This is a genomic window from Pseudomonas sp. GW822-FHT02D10, assembly GCF_058802345.1.
The window spans coordinates 398640-420934 of record NZ_JBXAOB010000002.1 but is presented as its reverse complement, the minus strand read 5'-3'; the positions used below and the strand labels follow the sequence as shown (position 1 = coordinate 420934).

Sequence of the window (22295 nt, the reverse complement as noted above, 5' to 3'; positions counted from 1 at the left end):
GCCGCACCCGGCGCATCAGACGGCGAACAACAGGAACTCCCGCTCCCACGAACTGATCACGCGCTTGAAGTTTTCATGCTCGGCCCGCTTGACCGCGACGTAGCCAGTAATGAATTTTTTGCCCAGGTACTTTTCGATGGTGGCGCTGTGTTCCATGCGCTCCAGTGCGTCTTCGATGGTCAACGGCAGACGCAGATTGCGGCGCTCGTAACCCCGTCCAACCACGGGTGCGCTCGGGTTGATGCCTTCCACCATGCCGATGTAACCGCAGAGCAGGCTCGCGGCGATCGCCAGGTAAGGGTTGGCATCGGCACCCGGCAGGCGATTTTCCACCCGACGGTTTTGCGGGCCGGCGTCCGGTACGCGCAGGCCGACCGTGCGGTTCTCTTCGCCCCACTCCACGTTCACCGGTGCCGAGGTATCCGGCAGGAAGCGGCGGAACGAGTTGACGTTGGGCGCGAACAGCGGCAACAGCTCGGGGATGAACTTCTGCAAGCCACCGATGTGGTGCAGGAACAGCTCGCTCATGGTCCCGTCTTCATTGGAGAAGACGTTCTTGCCGCTTTCGATGTCGACGATGCTCTGGTGCAAGTGCATCGCACTGCCCGGCTCGCCGGTCATCGGCTTGGCCATGAAGGTCGCGGCTACGTCGTGCTTGAGCGCCGCTTCGCGCATGGTGCGCTTGAACACCAGAATCTGGTCGGCCAGGGACAACGCATCGCCGTGGCGGAAGTTGATTTCCATCTGCGCCGTGCCGTCTTCGTGGATCAGCGTGTCCAGATCCAGCTCTTGCAGTTCGCACCAGTCATAAACGTCTTCGAACAATGGATCGAATTCGTTGGCCGCTTCAATAGAGAACGACTGACGGCCGGTTTCCGGGCGACCGGAGCGACCAATCGGCGGCTGCAACGGGAAGTCCGGGTCTTCGCAACGCTTGGTCAGGTAAAACTCCATCTCCGGCGCCACGATGGGCTGCCAGCCCTTGTCGGAATAGAGTTTCAGGACCTTTTTGAGCACGTTGCGCGGCGACAACTCGATCGGGTTGCCCTGCTTGTCATAGGTATCGTGAATCACCTGGGCGGTGGGCTCGATGGCCCACGGCACGAGGAATACCGCATTCGAGTCCGGGCGGCAGATCATGTCGATGTCGGCCGGGTCGAGCAGTTCGTAATAGATGTCGTCTTCGACGTAGTCGCCCGTCACTGTTTGCAACAGCACACTCTCGGGCAGGCGCATGCCTTTTTCGGCAATGAACTTGTTGGTCGGCGAAATCTTGCCACGGGTGATCCCGGTCAGATCGCCAATCATGCATTCGACTTCTGTGATCTTGTGGTCTTTCAACCAATCGGTGAGCTGGTCGAGGTTGTTACTCATAAATGCCTCTGGGCTGAGTGTCCTGACGTCTTTAAACGTCAGGCGTTGTTTGACGCATCCGCGTCGCGTTGTGTTGCCTGCTGGCCGGCGCGAATCAACGAAAGGGGGGTGGCGTCGTGTGCAGGATCATGAGCAGTTCCCGGCGCGTTGGCAGGACCGCTATAGTGAAAAGGTTCTACAGTAGAAGGAGAGCCGGTAAACAGGATGCCCTCCAGACCGTCAATAATATCGGTCGGATCGAGCTGTTCCGCCAGAGACGGAAGGATCAACGGCAGGCCCTTGGCAGCGGTGGCCACTGCGCGGACGTACTTATCGCCAGTGATGTGATAAGCATGCAAACCGACCTGCCTTGAGCAGTCGGTGACGCCGATTAACGGCAGGCGAGACATGAAGCACCCCGGTATTATTGCTGTTATGGGTTTGATTCGAGCTTAGCGTTGTTCATTTTTTTACACAACACCCCCGTAAAAAATACAACACGGCCCGCTCAAGCCTGCGGTCGTCAAAGACCACGAAGGCATTAAAAAGCCAAAAACCGCCTCAAAAATGCCCTTAGAGCGCTTTTTTAGGGCAAAAAAGGCCTCGCTTGACTTCGGCATGCCGTTCGGGTTGACTGGAATCTGAAAAGATCAATGATTGATATTTTTAACAACAAAGGTGTTGCATCATGTCGGTACCCCCGCGTGCCGTTCAGCTTAACGAAGCGAACGCGTTCCTTAAGGAACATCCTGAGGTTCTGTACGTTGACCTTCTGATTGCGGATATGAATGGTGTGGTGCGCGGCAAGCGCATCGAACGCACCAGCCTCCACAAGGTTTACGAGAAAGGCATCAACCTGCCGGCCTCTCTATTTGCTCTGGATATCAATGGCTCTACGGTGGAAAGCACCGGTCTGGGTCTGGACATCGGTGATGCTGACCGAATCTGCTATCCAATCCCCGATACCCTGTGCAATGAACCCTGGCAGAAGCGCCCGACCGCGCAACTGTTAATGACCATGCACGAAATTGAAGGTGAACCTTTCTTCGCCGACCCGCGCGAAGTCCTGCGTCAAGTCGTGACCAAGTTCGATGAGCTGGGTCTGACCATCTGCGCCGCATTCGAGCTTGAGTTCTACCTGATAGACCAGGAGAACGTGAATGGCCGCCCACAACCTCCACGCTCGCCCATCTCCGGCAAACGTCCGCACTCGACACAGGTTTACCTGATCGACGACCTCGACGAATACGTCGACTGCCTCCAGGACATTCTGGAAGGTGCAAAAGAGCAAGGCATCCCTGCCGACGCGATTGTCAAGGAAAGCGCTCCGGCGCAGTTCGAAGTGAACCTGCACCACGTTGCCGACCCGATCAAGGCCTGCGATTACGCGGTACTGCTCAAGCGTCTGATCAAAAACATCGCCTACGACCATGAGATGGACACCACCTTCATGGCCAAGCCTTACCCAGGCCAGGCGGGTAACGGTCTGCACGTCCATATCTCGATCCTTGATAAAGACGGCAAGAATATTTTTGCCAGTGAGGATCCCGAGCAGAACGCCGCACTGCGTCACGCGATCGGCGGTGTGCTCGAGACCCTACCGGCGCAGATGGCGTTCCTCTGCCCGAACGTCAACTCGTACCGTCGTTTCGGCGCACAGTTCTACGTGCCGAACTCGCCGTGCTGGGGCCTGGACAACCGTACCGTGGCGATTCGCGTACCGACAGGCTCTTCCGATGCCGTCCGTATCGAACACCGCGTGGCTGGCGCCGATGCCAACCCGTACTTGCTGATGGCTTCGGTCCTGGCAGGCGTGCATCACGGCCTGACCAACAAGATCGAGCCGGGCGCACCGGTTGAAGGCAACAGCTACGAACAGAACGAGCAGAGCCTGCCGAACAACCTGCGTGATGCACTGCGCGAGCTGGACGACAGCGAAGTCATGGCCAAGTACATCGATCCGAAATACATCGACATTTTTGTCGCCTGTAAAGAGAGCGAGCTGGAGGAGTTCGAACACTCCATCTCCGACCTCGAGTACAACTGGTACCTGCACACCGTGTAAGCGGCTGCAGCAAAAAAACAACGCCGTGGGCTGATAAAGCCTGCGGCGTTTTTTTATGGGTTTATTCAGTTGGACCGAGGTGGATTCATCGCGAGCAAGCTCGCTCCCACAGTTGTTATGTATTGAACACGGACGTTGGGTACACAACAGATCCCTGTGGGAGCGAGCTTGCTCGCGATGGCGGCCGAGAAGACAACATACAGCTCGACTCGTACAATGCCCGCTGCCCTGCAGGAGAGTTCAATGACGCGCACCGCCCCCCTTCGCAAACCCCGCGCACGCAGCCAGGCCCGGATCGACTCGATACTCGACGCTGCCCGCACGCTGCTTGCCGCCGAGGGCGTGGCCAGCCTGTCGATCTACAGCGTGGCCGAACGCGCCGAGATCCCGCCGTCATCGGTCTACCATTTCTTCGCCAGCGTCCCGGCCCTGCTCGAAGCCCTGACCGCCGACGTTCACAGCGCCTTCCGCGCCTGCCTGCAAGAACCGATCGAAGTCGACTCGCTGAATGGCTGGCGCGATCTGTCGCGACTGGTCGAGCAACGCATGCTCGCCATCTACGACGAAGACGCCGCTGCCCGCCAGCTGATCCTCGCTCAGCACGGCCTGACCGAAGTCACCCAGGCCGACCGCCAGCACGACATCGAGCTCGGCGACCTGATGCACAAACTCTTCGATCAGCATTTCGAATTGCCGAGGCTGCCCAGGGATGTCGATGTGTTTGCCCTGGCCATGGAGCTGGGCGACCGCGTCTATGCCCGCTCGGTGCAACAACACGGGCAGATCACCCCGCGCATGGCCGAGGAAGGCATGCGGGTGTTCGATGCTTATCTGGGACTGTATCTACCGCCGTATTTGCCAAAGCGCGCGATTTCAGCCTGATTTCTTTGCTGGCCTCACTGGCCTCATCGCGAGCAAGCTCGCTCCCACATTAGATCTTCAGCGGACACAGATTTTGTGTACGGCAGAAATCCCCTGTGGGAGCGAGCCTGCTCGCGATGGCCACACCACTGAGTCCATGACAGGCACACATGAAAAAACCCCGAAGGGCTCACACCCTTCGGGGTTGTTCGTTGCACACGATTTACAACTTGGCGATCGACACCTCGGTGGATTTTACGAAGGCGATCACTTCGCTGCCGATCACCAGTTCCAGCTCTTTGACCGAGCGCGTGGTGATGACCGAGGTGACGATGCCGGACGCTGTCTGAACATCGATTTCCGAGAGCACGTCACCTTCGACGATTTCCTTGATGGTGCCTTTGAACTGGTTGCGAACGTTGATGGCTTTGATCGTCATGATGTTGATTCCTGTCGTTGGGAGAACATTGAGTCAGTGAGCCCAGCGCAATTGCGTGGGCAAGGGTGAAACAGGTTCCGGTTCCGGCGGTGAGCCCGGCAGTGACAGCACGCGGTTGAGCACTTCAGTTTCCAGCGCCGCCAACCGATGCGAGCCACGAACCCGAGGGCGCGGCAGTTCGACGTGTAGGTCGAGGCCGATTTCGCCCTCTTCGATCAGCAGCACCCGGTCGGCAATCGCCACCGCTTCGCTGACGTCGTGGGTCACCAGCAACACCGTGAAACCGTGCTGCTGCCAGAGGCGTTCGATCAGTTGCTGCATTTCAATCCGGGTCAGTGCATCCAGAGCGCCCAGCGGCTCATCAAGCAACAGCAAGCGCGGCTGATGGATCAGCGCCCGTGCCAAAGCCACCCGCTGCTTTTGCCCGCCGGACAACGCTGCCGGCCATTCCTCGGCGCGATCCGCCAGGCCCACCGCTTCCAATGCGTCCAAAGCCTGCTGGCGCCAATGGCCCTTGAGCCCGAGGCCAACGTTATCGATGACCTTTTTCCACGGCAACAATCGTGCTTCCTGGAACATCAGCCGCGTGTCTTCTCGCGCTTCGCTGAGCGGCGCAGAACCGGCCAACAGTTCGCCGGCCGTGGGTTGATCAAGGCCCGCCAGCAAACGCAGCAAGGTACTTTTGCCGCAGCCACTGCGACCGACTACTGCGACGAACTGACCGGCCGGAATGTGCAGGTCGATCTCGCGCAGCACCTGCCGTGCACCAAAGGTTTTTTGCAGTTTGCGCACCGCCAGCGCAATTCCCCGCAGCAGGCGTGGAGGTTGTTGAGCCGTCATGCTGCACCGCCCTTGGCCACTTGATAAGTCGGATGCCAGCGCAACCAGACCCGCTCCAGACCGCGGGCCGCGAGGTCGGCCAATTTGCCGAGCACCGCGTACAAAACTATCGCCAGCACCACCACATCCGTCTGCAAAAACTCCCGGGCATTCATCGCCAGATAGCCGATGCCGGAGCTGGCGGAGATGGTTTCCGCGACGATCAGGGTCAGCCACATAAAGCCCAGGGCAAAGCGCACACCCACCAGAATCGAAGGCAGCGCGCCCGGCAGAATCACCTGACGGAACAGGCTGAAACCGGACAAACCGTAACTGCGCGCCATCTCCACCAAGGCCGGGTCGACATTGCGAATGCCGTGGTAGGTGTTGAGGTAGATCGGGAACAGCGTGCCCATCGCCACCAGAAAAATCTTCGCTGACTCATCGATGCCGAACCAGAGGATCACCAGCGGAATCAGCGCCAGGTGCGGCACGTTGCGGATCATCTGCACCGAACTGTCGAGCAGGCGTTCGCCCCATGTCGACAGACCGGTGATAAAGCCCAGCACCAGACCGATACCGCCGCCGATCACAAAACCAATACTGGCGCGCCAGCCGCTGATGGCCAGGTGTTTCCAGATTTCGCCGCTGCGCACCAGGCTGACACCCGCTTCGATCACCGCGCTGGGTGCCGGCAGAATCCGTGTCGACAACCAGCCCGCCGACACCGACAACTGCCACACCGCCAGTAGCAGCACCGGCAAGGCCCAAGGCGCGAGGCTGTGGATAAGTTTTTCGCTCTTCATGGCGCGCCTCAGCTCTGGGACGCGGCTTTGGGAAGAATGTCGTTGGCGACCATCTCGCCAAACGGGCTGACGTAACCAGCGCTTTTCGGTAGCTCGGGACGCTCGATGTCGAGGTGCGGGAACAACAACTCCGCGACCCGATACGACTCTTCCAGATGCGGGTAACCGGAGAAGATAAAGGTATCGATGCCCAGGTCCGCGTATTCCTTGACCCGCGCCGCGACAGTCGGGCCGTCACCGACCAATGCGGTGCCGGCACCGCCACGCACCAGACCGACGCCAGCCCAGAGGTTCGGGCTGACTTCGAGGTTGTCGCGGCTGCCACCGTGCAGCGCGGCCATACGCTGCTGGCCGACTGAGTCGAAGCGCGCCAACGACGCCTGAGCGCGGGCGATGGTGTCGTCGTCCAGATGGGAGATCAATCGATCCGCCGCCTGCCAGGCCTCAGCGTTGGTTTCGCGGACGATCACATGCAAACGAATACCGAAGCGCACGGTGCGTCCGAGCTTCGCGGCCTTGACGCGTACTTGTTCGATTTTCTCGGCGACGGCGGCTGGCGGCTCGCCCCAGGTCAGGACCATTTCGACCTGTTCGGCAGCCAGATCCTGCGCGGCTTCCGAGGACCCGCCGAAGTACAGCGGCGGACGCGGTTGCTGAATCGGCGGATAGAGCAGTTTCGCGCCCTTCACGCTGATGTGCTGACCGTCGTAATCGACCGTCTCGCCTTCCAGCACTCGACGCCAGATCCGGGTGAATTCCACCGAGGCCTGATAGCGTTCTTCGTGACTGAGGAACAATCCATCGCCGGCCAGTTCTTCCGGATCGCCACCGGTCACCAGGTTGAACAGCGCACGCCCACCGGACAACCGGTCCAGGGTCGCGGCCTGACGCGCGGCCACCGTCGGGGAAATAATCCCGGGGCGTAACGCGACCAGAAACTTCAAGCGCTGGGTGACCGGGATCAGCGACGCTGCCACCAACCACGAGTCTTCACAGGAGCGGCCGGTGGGAATCAACACCCCGCCGAAACCCAGACGATCCGCTGCTTGGGCGACTTGTTGCAGATAACCGTGGTCGACGGCACGAGCGCCTTCGGCGGTGCCCAGGTAATGGCCGTCGCCGTGGGTAGGCAGGAACCAGAAAATAGTGAGGCTCATGGAGTGGTCTCCTAAGGAAATCGAATTACGGCGCGGTGGCAACGGCCGCCGGTGGTGTCCAGATCACGTCTTTGATGCTCAAGGGTTTCGGAATCAATTTGAGCTGGTAGAAGCTGTCGGCGATTTTCTGCTGGGCCGCTATCACTTGCGGCGTGAGGAGATGCGCGCCGTAACCTTGGCGTTTCACCACGCGCAAGGTGATGTCTGCCGACAAGCCGAGCAGCGGCGCGACTTGTTGGGTCACCTGTTCAGGGTTGGCTTTGGACCATTCGCCGATGGCGCGGACTTCTTCCACCAGGGCCTTGATCACCGCTGGATGTTTTTCGGCGTAAGGCTTGGTCGCCAGGTAGAACTGATGGTTGTCGACGATGCCGCTGCCATCACGCAGGGTGCGTGCTTGCAGTTGCTGTTCGGCGGCGGCCTGGTACGGGTCCCAAATCACCCAGGCATCGACGCTGCCACGTTCGAACGCGGCGCGGGCATCGGCTGGCGGCAGGAATACGGTTTGGATGTCGGTGTATTTGAGACCGGCGTCTTCCAGGGCACGCACCAGCAGGTAGTGCACGTTGGAGCCTTTGTTGAGGACGACTTTCTTGCCCTTGAGGTCCTGCACCGATTTGATTGCCGAGTCTTTCGGCACCAGGATCGCCTCGCTGGTCGGTGCGGGTGGCTCGTAAGCGACGTAGAGCAGATCGGCACCGGCCGCCTGAGCGAAGACCGGTGGGGTTTCGCCGGTCACGCCGAAATCGATCGAGCCGACGTTCAGCCCTTCGAGCAACTGCGGGCCACCGGGGAATTCAGTCCATTGCACGTCGACGCCTTGGGCGGCGAGGCGTTTTTCCAGCGAGCCGCGGGCTTTGAGCAGCACCAGGGTGCCGTACTTTTGATAGCCGATTCGCAAGGTCTCGGCCGCTTGAGCTTGAGTAATAACGCCGAAGGACACAGCCGCAGCAAACAGAGCGACCAGACCACGACGCAAAATGACAGGGCGCATGGCGCTCTCCTTTTTGCAGTTGGGTTTTGGCTGCACCTGCTTGGCCGTTGTCGGCTGAGTAAGGTGAGTACATCACATTCGGGTAAGGCTTAAATGCTCCAGCGAGCACTCAATAAACGTTCATTCAACAGACGTGGATCAAGGGGCTTTGGACGTCGGGCCATGGCGCTGAAGAACTGCTCCAGTGCCTCAAACAAACGCTGCTCCAGTTGGGGTGCCAATTGCGCCTGGGCACTGCCTTCGCCGTAAGCGATCTGGCTGTCTTCGGCGAAAATCCCGTGAAGTATTTCCTGGGCTTTCAGCGCCGACAGCACCGGCTTGAGCGCGTAATCCACCGCCAGCATGTGGGCGATGCTGCCGCCAGTGGCCATCGGCAGTACAACCTTGTGGCTCAGGGCACGTTCAGGCAACAGATCCAGCACGGTTTTCAGTGCGCCGGAAAACGACGCCTTGTAGACCGGCGTGGCAATCAGCAAGCCATCGGCGTTTTCAATCTGTTGCAGCAAATCGACCACCTTCGGGCTGTCGAAGCGTGCGTGCAGCAAGTCTTCGGCCGGGAAGTCCCGTACCTGATAGCTCACCACTTCGACTCCTTGTTGCTGCAACCAGCGTTGGGAGCGATCCAGCAGCACCCCGGAACGGGAGCGTAGGCTGGGACTTCCTCCGAGTGAGACGACCAGCATGCGGCTATTCCTTAAGCGTTTCTGGCGATTCGCAGTGTGCGATCTCGCGACAATGGACAGACCTTACCAGCTGATTTATATATCTATAAATCATATTTATTCATTTATTTATTCTTTAAATGCATATGCTGAAATGCATTTCCCAGGCGAAAAAAAAGCCGTCGAAACGGCCTGAAACCCTGTTGTGTGGATACCTTAAAAAGATCGTAGCCTGCGATCTTCTGACTTTAACGATTAGGCTGCGGCGTCAATCGCAGATACGGTTTCACCGCGCGGTAGCCTTTCGGGAAGCGTTTCTTGATCTCGTCTTCATCCTTGAGTGACGGAACGATCACCACCTCGTCACCGTCCTGCCAGTTGGCCGGCGTGGCCACTTTGTAGATGTCGGTGAGTTGCAGCGAATCGATCACCCGCAAAATTTCATGGAAGTTACGCCCGGTACTGGCCGGATAGGTAATGGTCAGACGTACCTTTTTGTTCGGGTCAATTACGAACAGCGAACGGCCGCATCTGTCTTTGAAATACAAAACGCCCGATGCGGTGCATCGGGCGCTGGGGTGAAACAGGTGTAAACCTATTTCAGGACTAGACAGTCCTATTACATGAAGGCGTAGGTGTAGTTGAAGATCAGACGGGTCTGGTCCTGGGCGTCGATACCCGAGGCGTTGCCACGGTAAGTGCCATGTCGCAAGGTCGTGCCGAAGCCTTTGAGGACGCCCTGCTGGATGGTGTAATCCACACGCATGTCGGTTTCCCACTCGGACTGATCACTGCCAGTGCCGCTCTTGGCTTTGATGTTGTCGCCATGCAAGTAGGCAATCGAGGTTTTCAAGCCTGGAACACCCAGCTTGGCGAAGTCATAGGAGTACTGACCGAAGGTAGTGTTTTCACCGGCACGGGCAAACTGGCCGACCACGGCGTCAGTGAACAGGTAGAAGCTCGAGCCACCGGCACCTTCAAAATTACCGTTGCCATTGACCACGTTACCCTGGTTCAACCAGACGAAGCCGCCGTTATCGTTGACGCGCTGATGACCCAACAGGAAGGCGTTACCGCCCAGGCTGTAGGTAAACATGGCGCTCCAGGTCTTGTTATCGACCTCGCCCGGGGTCTTGGCGAAACCACCGTTGTTGTTGAACTGAAAGCCCTTATCGCCGTTCTTGCCGTCGGAGCTGCTGTCGAAATAGCGAATATCCGTCTTGAAGGACTGGTCAGTACCGATCGGCAGGACGTGCACCAGGCCCAGGAAGTTCTGCTTGTAGTAGTCTTCCAGGTTCGCGTAGTAGTACTGCAGGGTAAGGTCTTTGGTGACTTTCCAGTCAGCGCCGCCATAAACGAACTTGTTGCTGTCCTGGGTACCGCCCGCGACCGCCAGGCCAGTGGCGTTACTCGAAGCACGACCCGTTGCGTGTTCGAGCTGACCTGCGTTAAAGGTCACATTGTCGATTTCCTTGGAGGTGATGGTGCCACCTTCAAAGGTCTGGGGCAGCACACGAGAGTCGTTTGCTATCAGGATCGGCAGGTTCGGTGCCAGAGCGCCACCTACGTGTGCCTCGGTCTTGGAGAAACGCGCTTTGACGTTCCCGGCCAGACGGCTCCATTCGTGCACTGCTGAGCCATCGCTATCGCTTGGCGCGAACGTATTGCTGTCCGGGTGATGACCTCTACCGCCATCCAGATGGATGCCAACCAGCGCTTGGGCATCAACACCAAAGCCAACAGTACCTTGGGTGAATCCGGACAGATAATCGAATTTGAAACCCTGAGCCGTCTCGCGCTGGTCAGCTTTACCGGCGCGATTGTCATTGTCGAAATACATGGTCCGGGAACTGAGGCTCGCCTTGCTGTCTTCGATGAAACCGGCGGCGCCTGCCTGCTGCGCCAAAACCCCTAGGGCCACAGCCAGGGCCAAGGTGGACTTATTCATGTTTCGCTCCTCTCGTTTCTATTTTTTTTGTGCACTTTGGTCCAGGATCTAGCGCCCCGGTTCCCATAGATGCGCGATTAGCGCAAGACCGTGACTGATAAGTCAATCGTAAGCAGTCGCGTCTACGACCTTGGTCTAATCGCAGTGTTTGATCCGTTCAGGTTAATGAATTTCTCACAAACCAAAAAAGAACTATTTAGTAATTTTTCATACGATTCGGGAATATAGTTCAACACGCCTCAACCGGACCGCATGCCGGGGTATCGGCCTATGAGCTAATTCCTAAATGGTATTTACAAACGTCTGCTTAGCTTAATTCGTGCTCACGTACTCTTTCATACGTCAATCACTATCAAATAAGCGACGCCATCATGGCGAAACGTGCATCTTCCCGTCAAATTGTTACAGTTTGTATACCGTTATAAATTTTTACCGCCCGTCCGGTAAGCACTGCAAACGGGCAGCAAAACGGCAGAACTGATCGGCGCACGCCCCTGCATGAGCAGGCGCAGCCGGCGATCTGTCAGTGCCCGCGGCGAAGTCTAAGCGCCTAAGGTTACAGAGTCTTTTCGAAGATCTTCGAATTACGCTGATAGTTGTACAGCGAGGCCCGAGCCGACGGCAGGCGCTCGACGCTGCTGGGCACAAAGCCGCGTTCGCGGAACCAGTGCGCGGTACGGGTGGTGAGGACGAACAGGGTTTTCAGCCCTTGAGCGCGAGCCCGGGTTTCGATCCGTTCCAGCAGTTCATCACCACGGCCGCCGTGGCGGTATTCCGGGTTCACCGCCAGACACGCCAGCTCTCCGGCATCCGAATCGGCAATCTGATACAACGCGGCACAGGCGATGATCATGCCTTCACGCTCGACCACGCTGAACTGCTCGATTTCGCGCTCCAGCACTTCGCGTGAACGACGCACCAGAATCCCCTGCTCTTCCAATGGGCTGATCAGGTCCAGCAAACCGCCGACGTCTTCGATAGCCGCTTCGCGCACCAGCTCGAATTGCTCCTGGGCGACCAGCGTACCGCCACCGTCACGGGTGAACAGTTCGGTCAGCAGCGCGCCGTCTTCGGCATAACTGACAATGTGGCTACGACCGACGCCGCCTCGGCAAGCTTCGGCCGCCGCATCCAGCAACTCTGCCTGATAGTTGCCACCCAGACGCTGCAAGTGCGCCGGCACCTGTTGCGGACGCAGTTCGCGGACCAGGCGGCCGCTCTCGTCGATCAGCCCCAGGTCTGCGCCAAACAGCAGCAGCTTGTCGGCACCCAGATCGATGGCCGCGCGGGTGGCGACGTCTTCGCAGGCCAGGTTGAAGATTTCCCCGGTCGGCGAGTAACCCAGCGGCGAGAGCAGCACGATGGAGCGCTCATCCAGCAGACGGTTAATGCCCTTGCGGTCGACCCGACGCACTTCGCCGGTGTGGTGATAGTCGATCCCTTCAAGCACACCGATCGGCCGTGCGGTCACCAGGTTGCCGCTGGCCACCCGCAAACGCGAGCCCTGCATCGGCGAGGACGCCATGTCCATCGACAAGCGCGCCTCGATGGCGATGCGCAGTTGGCCCACCGCGTCGATCACGCACTCCAGGGTCGCCGCATCGGTGATGCGCATCCCGTGGTGGTAATGCGGGGTCAGGCCGCGCGCGGCAAGTCGGGTTTCAATTTGCGGACGCGAACCGTGAACCAGTACCAACCGCACGCCCAGGCTGTGCAGCAACACCAGGTCGTGGACGATATTGCCGAAGTTCGGGTGCTCGACGCCGTCGCCGGGCAGCATGACGACGAAGGTGCAATCGCGGTGAGCATTAATGTAAGGGGAAGCGTGACGAAGCCAATTAACGTATTCGGGCATAACACCTGCGCCTGTAATAAATAGCAGCCGAAAAAAGGACGAAGCAAAACGCACAGCGGGCTGATGGTTATCGTCGGAACAGGCTTGGCAACACGCGCGCTCTCCTCATGAATACGGGTTAAACACCGGCAATTTAACTGCGAACCCCTGTAGGAGCTGCCGAAGGCTGCGATCTTTTGATCTTGCTTCTTAAAAAAATCAAAAGATCGCAGCCTTCGGCAGCTCCTACAAGGTTTGCGAGTTTTGGGCCGGGGTCAGGCAGTAATGTTCGATCAGTTGACGTAATAGATGCACGGTAGGCTGCAAACGTGACATTTCGAGGTATTCCCCCGGTTGGTGGGCGCAGGCGATATCGCCGGGACCAAGCACCACCGTCTCGCAGCCAAGACGCTGAAGATAAGGCGCTTCGGTGCCGAACGCTACTGCTTCGGCGAGGTGGCCGGTGAGTTTTTCGGCAACCCGCACCAGTTCCGAGTCCGCCGCCTGCTCGAACGGTGGCACTTCGGGGAACAACGGCGCGTAGTCGATCTTCACGTGATGGAGCTCGGCGACCGGTTCGAGTTTCTGCCGGATTGCCGCGCGCAACGCGTTCGGGTCCATGCCTGGCAAAGGCCGGAGGTCGAATTCCAGCGAGCATTGACCGCAGATCCGGTTCGGGTTGTCGCCACCGTGGATGCAGCCGAAATTCAGCGTCGGTTGCGGCACGCTGAACTGCGGATTACGAAACTCGCGCTGCCATTGCAGGCGCAAGCCGCGTAATTCGCCCATCGCATCGTGCATGGCTTCCAGAGCGCTGTGGCCCAGGCTCGGATCGGACGAATGGCCGCTCTGACCGAGAATGTCGATGCGCTCCATCATCACGCCTTTGTGCAGGCGGATGGGCTTGAGCCCCGTCGGCTCACCGATCACCGCCGCCCGACCCAATGGCCGGCCAGCAGCAGCCAGGGCCCGCGCGCCGGCCATGGAACTTTCTTCGTCACAGGTGGCGAGGATCATCAGCGGTTGCTTGAACGGTTTATCCAGCAGCGGCAGCACGGCTTCGATGGCCAGCGCAAAAAAGCCCTTCATATCACAACTGCCGAGGCCGACCCAGCGACCGTCGACTTCGGTCAGTTTCAGCGGATCGGTCTGCCACAGGGCACCGTCGAACGGCACCGTGTCGCTGTGCCCGGCCAGTACCAGCCCACCGGGGCCGCTGCCAAAACTGGCGAGCAGGTTGAATTTGCCGGGGCTGACCTGCTGGATTTCGCACGAAAAACCCAGGTCGCCAAGCCAGCTCGCCAGCAAATCAATGACCGCACGATTGGATTGATCCAGATGGGATTGGGTGCAGCTGACAGACGGTTCGGCGATCAGCGCAGCGAACTGGTCTTTCATGGACGGCAAAGGCATCGCTGACTCCCAACTCCCGAATTGAAGTCCATCATAGAACCATCTGGCGACAGGAATAAACCGTCGCGGCGCGTACGTTTAGTGAGTGCTGTACACTGCACGGCCTTGGCAGCCACACATTCCCCCGGCTGCGCTCCCGATCCTGGATTTTCCGGCCATGCAGAAAGAAACCGAAATCAAACTCCGCGTCAGCCGCGAAACCCTCGCCGCCCTGCGTGAGCACCCGTTACTGAAAAAACGCAACAAAAGTGGCTGGGAACGCCGTGAGTTGATGAACCAGTACTTCGACACGCCAGAGCGTGACCTGGCCCGCGCCAAAGTCGCCCTGCGCCTGCGCCGCGATGGCGAAGAAGTGATTCAAACGCTCAAGACCCGTGGCCACAGCGTCGCCGGTCTGTCCGAGCGTAACGAATACGACTGGAACCTGCCCAAAGCCAAGCTCGACGTGAAGAAACTCGACGGCGAATGCTGGCCCGAAGAGCTGGCCGAGCTGGACAAGAAAACCCTGAAGGCCATTTTCACCACTGACTTCGTGCGCGAACGTGCAGAAATCGCCTGGGGTCGTGGCAAGACCAAAGTGGTCATCGAAGCCGCGCTGGACCTGGGCCACGTGATTGCCGGCAAGCAGAAAGAAGAAATCTGCGAGCTGGAACTGGAACTGCGCGAAGGCGAGCCGGCGGCATTGCTGGAACTGGCCGCCGAACTGGCCGCGACTCTGGCGCTGATGCCGTGTGACATCAGCAAGGCCGAACGCGGCTACCGTCTGTTCGACGCCAACAGCTATTCGTTGAGCCTGCCGGCACCGCAGATCACCGCCGAAACGCCGCTGGACGATGCGTTCGCCGCGCTGAGCTGGCACTTGCTGGGCAGCAGCCAGCGTCTGGCCGAGCAATATCGCTTCAACGGCCACTGGCGTCTGTTGCAGGACTGGGTCGAAAATCTGGCTGAATTGCGCGCGCTGCTCAGCAGCCTGGGTCAAGCCGCACCCCGTCAGTCGACCCACGACTTGCGCGTGGCGCTGGATGCCTTGCTCGAAGACTGGCGCCCGCTGGTACAAGCCGGTCTGGACGACGAAGACGTGCGCAAAGCCGCGCCGGAGCAGTTCCTCGAAGAACTGGAAGACCCGCGCTGGGGCGTGTTCTCGCTGAACACTTCGCGCTGGTTGCTGGCCCGTACCTGGGCTGCCGATCGCAACACCCGCGGTAATCGCCAGGGCGCTGCGCAACTGGGCAGCTGGCTGCCGCGTCTGCTCGGTGAAGAAGCGACGTCCCTGCAGTTGCAGCGTTATCAGCAACAGCCGGAAGACCTGGCCGAGCAACTGCCTCGCATCGAACGCATCCAGGCCTGGCTGCACCATGCCCGCAACGTGCTGGAGATCCCGGAAATGGATCGCCTGTATGGTGAGTTGAACAAACTCACGCAACTGGCCAACGAGCCGATCACCGACGAAGTGCTGGATGCGCGCAAGCAGCAGGCGATTGCGGTGTATCAGAACCGCGCGTGGAAGATGTTGCTGCGTATGTAAGATCAAAAGATCGCAGCCTACGGCAGCTCCTACGGATTTGGGTCGATCACCCGATTGGGTTCGACACAAATCCATCGTAGGAGCTGCCGAAGGCTGCGATCTTTTGCTTTATCGCAACACCGGCAAACTCGTCGTGGACTTGATTTCCGACAAAGCCACGATCGAGTTGACCTCCTGAATCCCCGGCACCATCGACAGCTTCTCGAAGAAGAAGCGCTCATAGGCTTCGATGTCCGCCGTGACGATCCGTAGCAAGAAATCCACCGCCCCCATCAGCACATAACACTCCAGCACCTCCGGGAAACCGCGAATCGCCTCGGTGAATTCGGTGAAGTTCGAACGCCCGTGGGCGTTGAGTTTGATCTCGGCGAAGATCTGCGTGTTGAGGCCGATTTTCTTGCGATCGAGCAACGTCACCTGCCCGCGAATAACGCCGTCCTCCTTCATCCGCTGAATGCGCCGCCAGCACGGCGACTGCGATAACCCGACCTGCTCGGCAATCTGCGCACTGGACAGCGAAGCGTCCTCTTGCAGCAGCGCCAGAATCCGTCGGTCATACGCGTCAAGTTCGCTATGCATAGAAAAACCCATAAAGACGTTATCCGAGAATTGAACAATTCGATTTAAAGCCAACTATCTCCATCATAGATAAGAAATACCGCGCACCGAATGTAAAAATTTCTCCAGTGATTTGGAGACCGACCATGCCCCCGCTCGAAGCCGTCAGCAACACCCCCACCCGCGCCGATGTGTGGAACGTCAGCAATGCCCATTGCCGCGTGCACTACCAACTGCTGGCCGAGGCCGAACCGGACGTGCTGTGCCGGACGCTCAATCTGTTTGCGCTGCAGTTTCTGGTGCCGCAGCACGTCAACGTACTGCGTCGAGACGACCTGCTGTCGATCGACATCGTCATGGACGGTCTGAGCTGGCACCGCGCCCAGGTGATCGCGGAAAAATTACGTAACCTGATCAGTGTGTGCTCCGTGGAGCTGCAAGCAGCTGATTCGCAATGGATTCAACCCACGCAGGCCGCCGGCTGAGGAGCCCCTGCAAAAACTCGCAACGATGAATCGGCCAATGGCCGAACGGACGGCCCATGTGAGGACTATTCTTGGCATCTGTGGTCAGAGACGCACCTGTCTAAACCGCTCGTTGCAGGATCGTTTCCATAAGGAGCCCGGATGTCCGTTCAACTTGCCACTCAGGATCGCTGGCTGGATCTCAATGACCTGCTGCGCGAACTGGTCGCCCAAGGTTTCATCAGCCAGGACTCGGCCGAGCATGCGCTGACCACCCGCCGTAATGCCAGCAACAGCCAGTTGCACCCGCTGGAGTTTCTCGCCAGCCAACACCTCGACGACCTCAGCCGCCCCGGCAAACGCCTGGATCTGGAAAACCTGACCCTGTGGCTCTCGCAGCAGGCCGGTCAGCCTTATTTGCGCATCGACCCGCTGAAAATAAACGTCGCGCAAATCACCCCGCTGATGTCCTACGCCTTTGCCCAGCGCCACAAGATTCTCGCGGTATCGATTGACCGCGACGCCGTCACCGTCGCCAGTGCGCAGCCTTATGTGCGCAGCTGGGAAGCTGACCTGACCCACGTTCTACAACTGCCGATCAAACGCGTAGTGGCCAACCCGGCGGACATCCAGCGCTTCAGCGTGGAGTTCTTTCGCCTGGCCAAATCGGTCAGCGGCGCGACCCATGCCGATCAGCACATGAACACCCTGGGCAACTTCGAACAGTTGCTCAACCTCGGCGCCAGCGATCAGGAGCCAGACGCCAACGACGCGCACATCGTCAACATCGTCGACTGGTTGTTCCAGTACGCCTTCCAGCAGCGCGCCAGCGATATCCACATCGAACCACGGCGCGAGCAAGGCACCGTGCGTTTTCGCATCGACGGCGTGTTGCACAACGTCTATCAATTTCCACCGCAGGTGACCATGGCGATTGTCAGTCGCCTGAAAAGCCTTGGGCGAATGAACGTCGCGGAAAAGCGCAAACCCCAGGACGGCCGGGTCAAAACCAAGACACCGGACGGCGGCGAAGTGGAGTTGCGGCTGTCGACGCTACCCACGGCGTTCGGGGAAAAAATGGTCATGCGGATCTTCGATCCGGAAGTGCTGCTCAAGGACTTCGACCAGCTGGGTTTTTCTGCCGATGATCTGCGGCGCTGGCAGGACATGACCCGACAACCCAACGGCATCATTCTGGTCACCGGGCCGACCGGTTCGGGCAAGACCACCACGCTCTACACCACGCTGAAAAAACTCGCGACGCCCGAGATCAACCTCTGCACCATCGAAGACCCGATCGAAATGGTCGAGCCGGCGTTCAATCAGATGCAGGTCCAGCACAACATCGACCTGACCTTTGCCAGCGGCGTGCGCGCGCTGATGCGACAAGACCCGGACATCATCATGATCGGCGAGATCCGCGACCTCGAAACCGCCGAAATGGCCATTCAAGCCGCGCTCACCGGGCACCTGGTGTTGTCGACCCTGCACACCAACGACGCACCGAGCGCCATCAGCCGCTTACTGGAACTCGGCGTGCCGCATTACCTGATCAAAGCCACCGTGCTGGGGGTCATGGCGCAACGGCTGGTCCGCACTTTATGCCCGCATTGCAAGGCGCCGCTGACACTGGGCGAAGACGACTGGCAAACCTTGACCCGCCCCTGGCAAGCACCGCTGCCAAGCAACGCCCAGCGCGCCATTGGCTGCCTGGAATGCCGCGACACCGGCTATCGCGGACGCGCCGGAGTCTACGAAATCATGCAACTGACCGACGGCGTCAAAGCCTTGATCAACCCCGACACCGACCTGCTCGCAGTCCGTCGCCAGGCATTCAAGGAAGGCATGCGCAGCCTGCGGCTGTCGGGTGCGCAAAAAGTGGCAGCGGGGTTGACGACGATTGAAGAGGTGCTGCGGGTGACGCCGCAGAGTGAGCAGAAATAGGGGGGGTTATCCTGGTCGAACACGCCGATGAACGCTACGGAACTCGTTTGGGGTATTGGCAATCCAACCTGCCAGAAATCCCACTGGAGTCACCCGCAATGCGCTTTAAATTTGCTGCCGCTACGCTTGCCTTGCTGTCCCTGTCTGTAGGTTCAGCAATGGCTCGTGATCATGATCATGATGGCATCTTGCAAGAAGTTATTTCCTCAGGTGCGACCACCGCGTCCACCTACCTGACCTCCAGGGATCACAAGCTGGTCGTCGCCGCTCAGGACGACGCCAGCAGTTTCGTGGCCAGTGACGGCAATATCCGTGGTCCGTACCTGGAATCTGCCATGCAGAAAGTCCGTGCGGACAATCCAGGCCTGAAGGCCACCGACATGGAGTTGGCCAACGCAATTTTGGCCAAGAACGCGGTCGCCCCGGAATAATTTTGTTGCTGTAAAAATGCCGCTCCCAAGAGCGGCATTTTTTTGTCCACTAAACAGCAAAGATCGCAGCCTTCGGCAGCTCCTACGCCGATTACGTTCCCTTGTAGGAGCTGGCGAAGCCTGCGATCTTTTGATCATGCTCAGCGGTATTCATCCACCGGCACGCAGGCACAGAACAGGTTGCGATCTCCGTAAACGTTGTCCACGCGATTCACCGTCGGCCAGTATTTATGCAGCCTGGTGTGCGCATCCGGGGTCACCGCTTGCTCGATACTGTAGGGCCGATCCCAGACGCCAATAATGTCCGCCAAGGTATGAGGCGAGCGTTTCAGCGGATTGTCCTCGGCAGACCAATTGCCATTCTGCACCTCGGCAATTTCTGCGCGAATACTCAGCATCGCGTTGATAAAGCGATCCAGTTCCGCCTTGGATTCACTTTCGGTGGGCTCGACCATCAACGTTCCCGGCACCGGGAAAGACATGGTGGGTGCATGGAAACCGTAATCCATCAGCCGCTTGGCGACGTCTTCTTCGCTGATGCCGGTCTGCGCCTTGAGCGGACGCAAGTCGAGGATGCATTCGTGCGCCACCCGTTCGTTGCGCCCGGTGTAGAGCACCGGGAACGCACCGGACAACTGTTTCGCCAGGTAGTTGGCCGAGAGAATCGCCACTTCGCTGGCATCGGCCAGTTGCGGCCCCATCATCGCGATGTACATCCAGCTGATCGGCAAAATGCTCGCACTGCCCCAAGGTGCTGCGCTGACCGCACCATTTCGACAATCAGGCCCATCGATCGGCACTATCGGGTGATTGGCCACGAACGGCGCCAAATGCGCCCGCACGCCAATCGGCCCCATCCCCGGCCCGCCTCCGCCATGGGGAATGCAGAAGGTCTTGTGCAGGTTCATGTGCGAGACATCGGCGCCGATATCCGCCGGGCGGGCCAGCCCGACCTGCGCATTGAGGTTGGCGCCGTCCATGTACACCTGACCGCCATGGCTGTGGATAACGTCGCAGATTTCGCTGATGCCCTCTTCGTATACCCCATGGGTCGAAGGGTACGTGGCCATCAGGCAGGAGAGCTTGTCGCCGGCAGCCAGCGCCTTGGCTTTCAGGTCATCGAGGTCGACGTTACCGGCATCGTCGCAGTCGACGATCACCACCCGCATCCCGGCCATCTGTGCCGAGGCCGGGTTGGTGCCGTGGGCTGACGCGGGAATCAGGCAAATGTCACGCACCCCCTGTTGACGGCTTTCATGGTATTTGCGAATCGCCAGCAACCCGGCGTATTCACCTTGGGCGCCGGAGTTGGGCTGCATGCAGATCGCATCGAAACCGGTGATCGCGCAGAGCCAGCGCTCCAGTTCGCTGATCATCAGCGAATAGCCCAACGCCTGTTCCTTCGGTGCAAAAGGGTGCAGATTGGCGAATTCTGGCCAGGTGATCGGGATCATCTCGCTGCTGGCGTTGAGTTTCATGGTGCAGGAGCCCAGCGGGATCATCGACTGGTTAAGCGCCAGGTCTTTGTTCTCCAGTTGCTTGAGGTAGCGCAGCATCTCGGTTTCGCTGTGGTGGGCGTTGAACACCGGATGACGCAAATACGCTGTGGCCCGTAACAAGCCGTCGGGAATCCCGGAGACCAGCGGCTCGCCATCCAGCTGCGCAACGTCAAGCCCATGATCGGCGCCCAGGAACACATCAAACAGCTGCGCCACGGTGCCTTCATCGCAGCTTTCATCGAGACTCAAACCCAGTTGCCCACGCCCGAGAATCCGCAGGTTGATCTGCGCCGCTCTGGCGCTTTCGAGGATTGCGGTCTGACTGCCGCCGACTTCCAGGGTCAAGGTGTCGAAGAACTGTTTGTTCAGCCGGGTAATGCCGTTGCGCTCAAGCCCGGCGGCGAGGATGCAGGTCAACCGATGCACCCGCTGAGCGATGCGTTTGAGCCCCTGCGGGCCATGGTAGACCGCGTAAAAACTGGCGATGTTGGCCAGCAATACCTGGGCCGTGCAGATGTTCGAGTTGGCCTTCTCGCGGCGGATGTGTTGCTCGCGGGTTTGCAGGGCCATGCGCAGCGCGACGTTGCCGCGAGCATCTTTCGAAACGCCGATAATCCGCCCGGGAATCGCCCGTTTGTATTCGTCGCGGCTGGCGAAGAACGCTGCGTGAGGGCCGCCATAGCCCATCGGCACGCCAAAGCGCTGGGACGAGCCGAACACCACATCGGCGCCCATTTCACCCGGCGGCGTCAGCAATAACAGGCTCAGCAGATCAGCCGCCACGCAGGCCAGCGCCTGCTGCGCATGCAAGTGATCGATCAGCGGGCGCAGGTCGCGGATCTCACCGTGGGTATCGGGGTACTGCAGCAGTGCGCCAAATACCTGATGCTGTTTCAAGTTATCCACAGCGTCGACGATCAGTTCGAAGCCAAAGCCTTCGGCGCGGGTCTGCACCACGGAAATGGTTTGCGGGTGGCAGTTTTCGTCGACGAAGAACAGATTGCTTTTCGACTTCGCGACACGCTTGGCCAGCGCCATGGCTTCGGCCGCCGCTGTGGCTTCGTCGAGCAACGAGGCGTTGGCCAGTTCCAGGCCCGTAAGGTCGATGGTCAATTGCTGGAAGTTGAGCAGCGCTTCGAGTCGCCCTTGAGCAATCTCTGGCTGATACGGGGTGTAAGCGGTGTACCAACCGGGATTTTCCAGCACGTTGCGCAAGATCACCGCCGGCAGGAGGGTGCCGTGGTAACCCATGCCGATCAGGCTGGTCCAGACCTGATTCTGTTCGGCATAGCCACGCAGTTTTGCCAGCGCGGCCTCTTCATCGAGCGCTGGCGGCAAGTCCAGTTCGCGGTTGAGGCGAATGCCCGGCGGCACCGTCTGCTCGATCAGCTCGACACGGCTGCCGAGCCCGAGGCTGTCGAGCATCGCCTGCTGCTCGGCGGTGTCCGGCCCCAAGTGGCGCCGCAGAAAGGCATTCGGGTCTCGTAACTGGCTCAAGGATGGCAACTGGGACATGACGGGCT

At 59.3% G+C, this 22295-nt stretch carries 19 protein-coding genes and 1 pseudogene; 6 read left to right on the top strand and 14 right to left on the bottom strand.

Annotated elements, in window-relative coordinates; translation table 11 throughout:
* Window positions 1-15: 15 nt before the first annotated feature.
* Window positions 16-1374 carry a glutamine synthetase family protein gene (locus AC1RPZ_RS05165; protein WP_493135481.1) on the bottom strand — a complete coding sequence of 453 codons (1359 nt, stop codon included), beginning with the start codon at window positions 1372-1374 and terminating at the stop codon, window positions 16-18.
* 74 nt (window positions 1375-1448) lie between these two features.
* Window positions 1449-1763 (bottom strand): annotated as a pseudogene (locus AC1RPZ_RS05160) (gamma-glutamyl-gamma-aminobutyrate hydrolase family protein); the annotation flags it as partial.
* A gap of 278 nt (window positions 1764-2041) precedes the next feature.
* On the opposite strand from AC1RPZ_RS05160, the gene AC1RPZ_RS05155 reads away from it, so the two are divergent.
* A complete protein-coding gene (locus AC1RPZ_RS05155) occupies window positions 2042-3418 on the top strand; it encodes a glutamine synthetase family protein (RefSeq protein ID WP_493135479.1) in 1377 nt (458 codons plus the stop codon).
* A gap of 243 nt (window positions 3419-3661) precedes the next feature.
* Window positions 3662-4300, top strand: a complete 639-nt coding sequence (locus AC1RPZ_RS05150; RefSeq protein WP_493135477.1) for a TetR/AcrR family transcriptional regulator — start codon at window positions 3662-3664, stop codon at window positions 4298-4300.
* Window positions 4301-4502: 202 nt separating this feature from the next.
* Here the strand turns inward: AC1RPZ_RS05150 and AC1RPZ_RS05145 are convergent, their stop codons facing one another.
* The 10 genes from AC1RPZ_RS05145 to argE form a co-directional block, all read right to left on the bottom strand.
* Window positions 4503-4718 (bottom strand): TOBE domain-containing protein, encoded by a 216-nt coding sequence (locus tag AC1RPZ_RS05145; protein WP_003213899.1) that lies wholly within the window; start codon window positions 4716-4718, stop codon window positions 4503-4505.
* A 33-nt stretch (window positions 4719-4751) separates the two neighbouring features.
* Window positions 4752-5558 carry an aliphatic sulfonates ABC transporter ATP-binding protein gene (ssuB, locus tag AC1RPZ_RS05140; protein WP_493135475.1) on the bottom strand — a complete coding sequence of 269 codons (807 nt, stop codon included), beginning with the start codon at window positions 5556-5558 and terminating at the stop codon, window positions 4752-4754.
* On the bottom strand, window positions 5555-6343 hold the full coding sequence (ssuC, locus tag AC1RPZ_RS05135) for an aliphatic sulfonate ABC transporter permease SsuC (protein WP_493135473.1): 789 nt from the start codon (window positions 6341-6343) through the stop codon (window positions 5555-5557). Before ssuC ends, ssuB begins: the two co-directional genes overlap by 4 nt.
* Window positions 6344-6351: 8 nt before the next feature.
* Window positions 6352-7500: an FMNH2-dependent alkanesulfonate monooxygenase gene (gene ssuD, locus AC1RPZ_RS05130; protein ID WP_493135471.1), complete on the bottom strand. Its 1149-nt coding sequence runs from the start codon at window positions 7498-7500 to the stop codon at window positions 6352-6354.
* 25 nt (window positions 7501-7525) lie between these two features.
* Complete coding sequence (locus tag AC1RPZ_RS05125) at window positions 7526-8494, bottom strand: sulfonate ABC transporter substrate-binding protein (RefSeq protein ID WP_493135469.1); 969 nt, start codon at window positions 8492-8494, stop codon at window positions 7526-7528.
* Between the two features lie 89 nt (window positions 8495-8583).
* Window positions 8584-9177, bottom strand: coding sequence for an NADPH-dependent FMN reductase (gene ssuE, locus AC1RPZ_RS05120; protein WP_493135467.1), 594 nt, complete (start codon window positions 9175-9177; stop codon window positions 8584-8586).
* 227 nt (window positions 9178-9404) lie between these two features.
* Window positions 9405-9587, bottom strand: a complete 183-nt coding sequence (locus AC1RPZ_RS05115) for a hypothetical protein (RefSeq protein ID WP_493135465.1) — start codon at window positions 9585-9587, stop codon at window positions 9405-9407.
* A 188-nt stretch (window positions 9588-9775) separates the two neighbouring features.
* Window positions 9776-11104, bottom strand: coding sequence for an OprD family porin (locus tag AC1RPZ_RS05110; RefSeq protein ID WP_493135463.1), 1329 nt, complete (start codon window positions 11102-11104; stop codon window positions 9776-9778).
* Window positions 11105-11660: 556 nt separating this feature from the next.
* Window positions 11661-12959 (bottom strand): amino-acid N-acetyltransferase, encoded by a 1299-nt coding sequence (gene argA, locus AC1RPZ_RS05105; protein WP_493135461.1) that lies wholly within the window; start codon window positions 12957-12959, stop codon window positions 11661-11663.
* Between the two features lie 225 nt (window positions 12960-13184).
* Window positions 13185-14351 (bottom strand): acetylornithine deacetylase, encoded by a 1167-nt coding sequence (gene argE / locus AC1RPZ_RS05100; RefSeq protein ID WP_493135459.1) that lies wholly within the window; start codon window positions 14349-14351, stop codon window positions 13185-13187.
* Window positions 14352-14508: 157 nt separating this feature from the next.
* Between argE and AC1RPZ_RS05095 the strand changes: the two genes are divergently transcribed.
* Complete coding sequence (locus tag AC1RPZ_RS05095; RefSeq protein ID WP_493135457.1) at window positions 14509-15876, top strand: CYTH domain-containing protein; 1368 nt, start codon at window positions 14509-14511, stop codon at window positions 15874-15876.
* Window positions 15877-15984: 108 nt separating this feature from the next.
* Here AC1RPZ_RS05095 and AC1RPZ_RS05090 read toward each other — a convergent pair whose 3' ends face one another.
* Complete coding sequence (locus tag AC1RPZ_RS05090; protein ID WP_493135455.1) at window positions 15985-16455, bottom strand: Lrp/AsnC family transcriptional regulator; 471 nt, start codon at window positions 16453-16455, stop codon at window positions 15985-15987.
* 125 nt (window positions 16456-16580) lie between these two features.
* Here AC1RPZ_RS05090 and AC1RPZ_RS05085 point away from each other — a divergent pair, with 125 nt between their 5' ends.
* The 3 genes from AC1RPZ_RS05085 to AC1RPZ_RS05075 all read left to right on the top strand — a co-directional run bounded on the left by AC1RPZ_RS05085 (window position 16581) and on the right by AC1RPZ_RS05075 (window position 19273).
* Window positions 16581-16919 carry an ACT-like domain-containing protein gene (locus AC1RPZ_RS05085; protein ID WP_493135453.1) on the top strand — a complete coding sequence of 113 codons (339 nt, stop codon included), beginning with the start codon at window positions 16581-16583 and terminating at the stop codon, window positions 16917-16919.
* 141 nt (window positions 16920-17060) lie between these two features.
* Entirely contained in the window at window positions 17061-18842 is a 1782-nt protein-coding gene (gene tfpB, locus AC1RPZ_RS05080) for a type IV pilus assembly ATPase TfpB (RefSeq protein WP_493135451.1), read from the top strand.
* 98 nt (window positions 18843-18940) lie between these two features.
* Window positions 18941-19273: a DUF2388 domain-containing protein gene (locus AC1RPZ_RS05075; RefSeq protein ID WP_493135449.1), complete on the top strand. Its 333-nt coding sequence runs from the start codon at window positions 18941-18943 to the stop codon at window positions 19271-19273.
* 140 nt (window positions 19274-19413) lie between these two features.
* On the opposite strand, the gene gcvP is transcribed toward AC1RPZ_RS05075, so the two are convergent.
* Window positions 19414-22287: an aminomethyl-transferring glycine dehydrogenase gene (gcvP, locus tag AC1RPZ_RS05070; RefSeq protein WP_493135447.1), complete on the bottom strand. Its 2874-nt coding sequence runs from the start codon at window positions 22285-22287 to the stop codon at window positions 19414-19416.
* Window positions 22288-22295 lie beyond the last annotated feature (8 nt).